4 protein-coding genes are annotated in these 4147 nt (G+C 72.0%); 3 read left to right on the forward strand and 1 reads right to left on the reverse strand.

The features are described from left to right. The 3 genes from ESO86_RS12630 to ESO86_RS12640 form a co-directional block, all read left to right on the forward strand. A partial coding sequence (locus ESO86_RS12630) for a fructose-bisphosphatase class II (RefSeq protein ID WP_129235346.1) occupies positions 1–201 on the forward strand: 201 nt, incomplete at its 5' end. 134 nt (positions 202–335) lie between these two features. After that, the gene (gene glpX / locus ESO86_RS12635; protein WP_129235347.1) at positions 336–1337 is read left to right on the forward strand and encodes a class II fructose-bisphosphatase; all 1002 of its coding nucleotides are present in this window, start codon (positions 336–338) and stop codon (positions 1335–1337) included. Positions 1338–1418: 81 nt separating this feature from the next. Beyond that, a complete protein-coding gene (locus tag ESO86_RS12640; protein WP_242492354.1) occupies positions 1419–2831 on the forward strand; it encodes an MFS transporter in 1413 nt (470 codons plus the stop codon). A 55-nt stretch (positions 2832–2886) separates the two neighbouring features. Here ESO86_RS12640 and ESO86_RS12645 read toward each other — a convergent pair. Continuing rightward, the coding region (locus tag ESO86_RS12645; protein WP_165307777.1) for a DNA recombination protein RmuC at positions 2887–4147 on the reverse strand (1261 nt) is incomplete at its 5' end.

Consider the following 4147-nt stretch of genomic DNA (forward strand, 5'->3'; position numbering starts at 1 on the left):
ATGCAGGCGCGGCTGGCGCCGCAGTCCGCGGGCGAGTCCGACCGGCTCGCCGCGGCCGGCATCCCGCTCGGCCGGGTCTCCGGGCTCGACGAGCTCTGCGGCGACCGGGTCGCGGTGTTCCTCACGGCCGTGACGCCGTGCGACCTGGGGCCCGGCAGCCGACTGGATCCCGGACAGTCGTGGCGGGTCTCGTCCCGTTAAGAATGCACGAACTTTCACGGCCGATCAGGGCCTCACCGGCCCGTTCGGGCAAGCCCGTCACTAGGCTCGGAGACAGGCGACCCGGTCGTGCGAACCGCGCGGGCGCCGCACCCACGAACCAGGAGGACCCCTCGATGGCGAGCAGCGAACACGACAGCCTCTACCTGCACCCCGACCGCAACATCGCCCTCGAACTGGTCCGTGCGACCGAGGCGGCCGCCATCCGCTCGTACCCGTGGATCGGCCGCGGCGAGAAGCTGGCCGCCGACGGCGCCGCGGTCGACGCGATGCGCGCCTTCCTCGGCACGGTGAACTTCGACGGCGTCGTGGTGATCGGCGAGGGCGAGAAGGACGAGGCGCCCATGCTCTTCAACGGCGAGCGGGTCGGCAACGGGCGCGGGCCGGCGTGCGACATCGCCGTGGACCCGATCGACGGCACCTCGCTCACCGCGTCCGGCCGCCAGAACGCGCTGTCGGTCATCGCGGTCGCCGACCGCGGCACGATGCTCGACGCGTCGACGGTGTTCTACATGGACAAGATCGTCACGGACGCCTCGGGCATCGGCGTCGTCGACATCCGCAAGCCGATCGGCGAGAACCTGCGTGCGCTGGCGAAGGCGAAGGGCAAGGAGGTCGGCGAGCTGCGCGTCGCGGTCCTGAACCGTCCTCGTCACGAGCAGCTGATCGCCGAGATCCGCGAGGCGGGTGCGGGGACTCGACTGATCTCGGACGGCGACGTCGCGGGCGGCATCAACGCGGCCCGGTACGAGTCGCGCATCGACATGTGCGTCGGCATCGGCGGCAGCCCCGAGGGCATCACGACGGCGTGCGCGATCAAGGCGCTCGGCGGGTTCATGCAGGGCCGGCTCGCGCCGAAGGACGACGAGGAGCGGGCGCGCGGCGAGGCGGCCGGCCTCGACTGCGACCAGGTGTACGAGCTCGACGACCTGGTGCGCAGCGACAACACGTTCTTCGTCGCGACGGGCGTGACCGATGGCGAACTCGTCGACGGCGTGCGCAAGAAGGGGCCGATCATCCGCACCGAGTCGATCGTGCTGCGCGGCAAGTCGGGCACCATCCGGCGCATCGTCGCCGACCACCTCGTCGAGAAGTGGCTCGACGACACCGGCCGCTGACCCCTCGACCGGCGTCGCGCGCCGCGCTGCCGTGAGCGGACGAGCCTGTCCGATTTCGGCGGAGTGCCGCAGACTGGTCGGGTGACCTCCGAGACCCGGATGCCGCGTGCGCTGCGGCCGTTCTCCTCGGCGCAGTACCGCCGGCTGGTGGTCGCCCTCGCCGCATCGCTGCTCTCCGCGGGGGCGTGGATCGTCGCTGCCGCGTGGCAGGTCATCGAGCTCGGCGGAACGCCGATCGATCTCTCGATCGTGGCGGTGGGTGCGAGCCTCGGCCTGGTGCTGGCGGTGCTCGTCGGCGGCGTCGTCGCCGACCGCGTGCCGCAGCGGCGGGTCCTCCTCGTCGTCGAGACGGCGCGCGCCGTCGTGTTCGCGGCGGCGGGCCTCCTCGCCGCGACCGCGTCCATCGAGGTGTGGCACCTCGCGGTGCTCTCGTTCGTGCTCGGCGTCGCCGACGGATTCTTCTATCCGGCGTACTCGGCCTGGCTTCCGGCGCTGCTTCCCGCGGAGCAGCTGCTCGCTGCCAACGGCGTCGAGGGCGTGCTGCGTCCCGTCGCCCAGAACGCCGCCGGCCCGGCGCTCGCGAGCCTGCTCATCGCCGTCCAGGCTCCGTCGCTCGCATTCCTCGTGGTCGGCGGGCTGCAGGTCGTCGCGATCGCCGCGCTCGCGCTCATGCGGACCACGCCCCTGCGGCGCGACCTCGAGCCGTCCGACGCCCACCCGCTCCGGCAGATGGCGGTGGACCTCCGCGACGGGTTCGCGTACCTGCTGCGCACGCGGTGGCTCTTCGCGACACTGGCGTTCTCGATCCTGCTCGTGCTCGTGGTCGTCGGGCCGCTCGAGGTGCTGATCCCGTTCGCGGTGCGCGACCAGACGGGCGGCGGCGCGGGCGAGTTCGCACTGGTGCTGGCGTCCTTCGGCATCGGCGGGGCCGCCGGGTCGCTGCTGGTGTCGTCGTTCCGGCTGCCGCGGCGCTACCTCACGCTGATGATCCTCGCGTGGGGCTTCGGCTGCCTGCCGCTCGCCGTCATGGGCGTGACGACGTGGCTGTGGGCGATGGTGGTCGCGGCGTTCGTCGTCGGGTTCTTCTTCGACGCCGGGCAGGTCGTGTGGGGCACCCTGCTGCAGCGGCGGGTGCCCCCGGCGATGCTCGGCCGGGTGTCGAGCCTCGACTTCTTCGTGTCGCTCGCGCTGATGCCGTTGTCGATGGCGATCGCCGGTCCCGTCGGCGAGTGGCTCGGGCTCGCGCCGGCGTTCCTGATCGCCGGGGTCGTGCCGCCGCTGCTCGCCGTCGTGACCCTCGCCACGGCGCGACTCGGTCAGGACGAGCTCGCGCACCCGCTCGACGACGGCCCGATGGATGCCACGCCGACGACCGGTGCCGAGGCCGCGGCGGGATTCGCCGCTCCGGTCGACGAGCCGCATCCGGTCCGCGATCCGTCCTCCGGAGCCGACGGTCCCGGCGCCGGGCGTACGGTCGGGGCGGACGAGGAGTGAACGTTCGCCCGTCCGGTCCCCGTCTCGGCCACGGACGCGAGTGGGAGCGCCGTGCTCAGGACGAGGCCGTACGACGGATGTGCTCGTCGAGATCGGCGCCGTCGAAGTCGTCGTCGATCGGGAGCGCGAGTCCGTCATCGGCGTCGTCGAGCGGCGTGGAGGTCGATGCGGCGTCGTTCGGTTCGGCCTCGAGTGCGGGAACCGGCTCCGCGCTCGCATCGAACGGATCGCCATCGGTCAGCTCGGGCGCCGACAGGCGTCGGGGCGACTCGTGGATGGGCGTCGGCTCCTCGACCAGCGACAGCTTCGTCTCGTTGATGCCCGGAAACTGGCGGGCCGTCACGAGGACACGCGACTCGAGCGAACTGGCGAACTTGTTGTAGCTGTCGACCGTGCGCTCGATCGCCTTGCGCAGCGAGTCGGCGTGGCCGGCGAGCACGCCGATGCGCTGGTAGAGCGTCGTGCCGAGGTCGAAGAGCTTCTTGGCCTCGTCGGAGACCGCCTGCTGCTGCCAGGCGTAGTCGATCGTCTTGAGCACGGCGAACAGGTTCACGGGCGACGCCAGCGCGACGCGACGCTCGAACGCGTAGTTCAGCAGCCCCGCATCGGCCTCGAGTGCGGCCGAGAGCAGCGACTCGTTCGGGATGAACGCGATCACGAACTCCGGGCTCGCCGCCAGCCCCTCCCAGTAGGTCTTCTTGCCGAGCGCGTCGATGTGCGAGCGCATCGCCTTGACGTGCTTCTCGATGAGCGACTTGCGCCGCGCGCCCTCTTCGCCGGTGGCGGTCTCGGGGATGCTCGACGCCTCGAGGTAGTGCTCGAGCGGCACCTTCGAGTCGAGCGGGATGAACTTGCCGCCGGGCAGGTTCACGACCATGTCGGGACGCCCGCGGCCCTGGTCGGTCGTGACCTGCGTCTGCAGCTCGAAGTCGACGTGCTGCGTGAGGCCCGCCGCCTCGACGACCCGCCGCAGCTGCGTCTCGCCCCAGACGCCGCGCGTGCTGTTGTTCCGGAGCGCGCTCGCGAGCGACTCGGTCGTGGCACGGAGCTCGGCGTCGGACATCTGCGCGCGCTTGAGCTGCTCGGCGATCGATCCGTACTGCTCGCTGCGCTGCTGCTCGAGCTCGGACACCTTGCGCTGCATCGTCGACAGCGTCTCGCGCACGGGGCTGAGTGCCTGCAGGACGGCGCTCTCGCGGCGCTCCCGCTCGCTGCGCTCGGCCTGGTCGAGCCGCTGCTGCTCCAGGAGCTCGCGCTGGCGCTGCCCCTGCTGCTCCACCTGCTCGCGCAGCCCGGCGGCCGCCGCCTCGGCGGCG

The sequence above is a fragment of the Agromyces binzhouensis genome (assembly GCF_004135055.1).
Lineage (GTDB): Bacteria > Actinomycetota > Actinomycetes > Actinomycetales > Microbacteriaceae > Agromyces > Agromyces binzhouensis.

Coding starts and splice junctions, on each gene's coding strand:
- glpX (WP_129235347.1), top strand. CDS start 336: ATGGCGAGCAGCGAACACGACAGCCTCTACCTGCACCCCGACCGCAAC.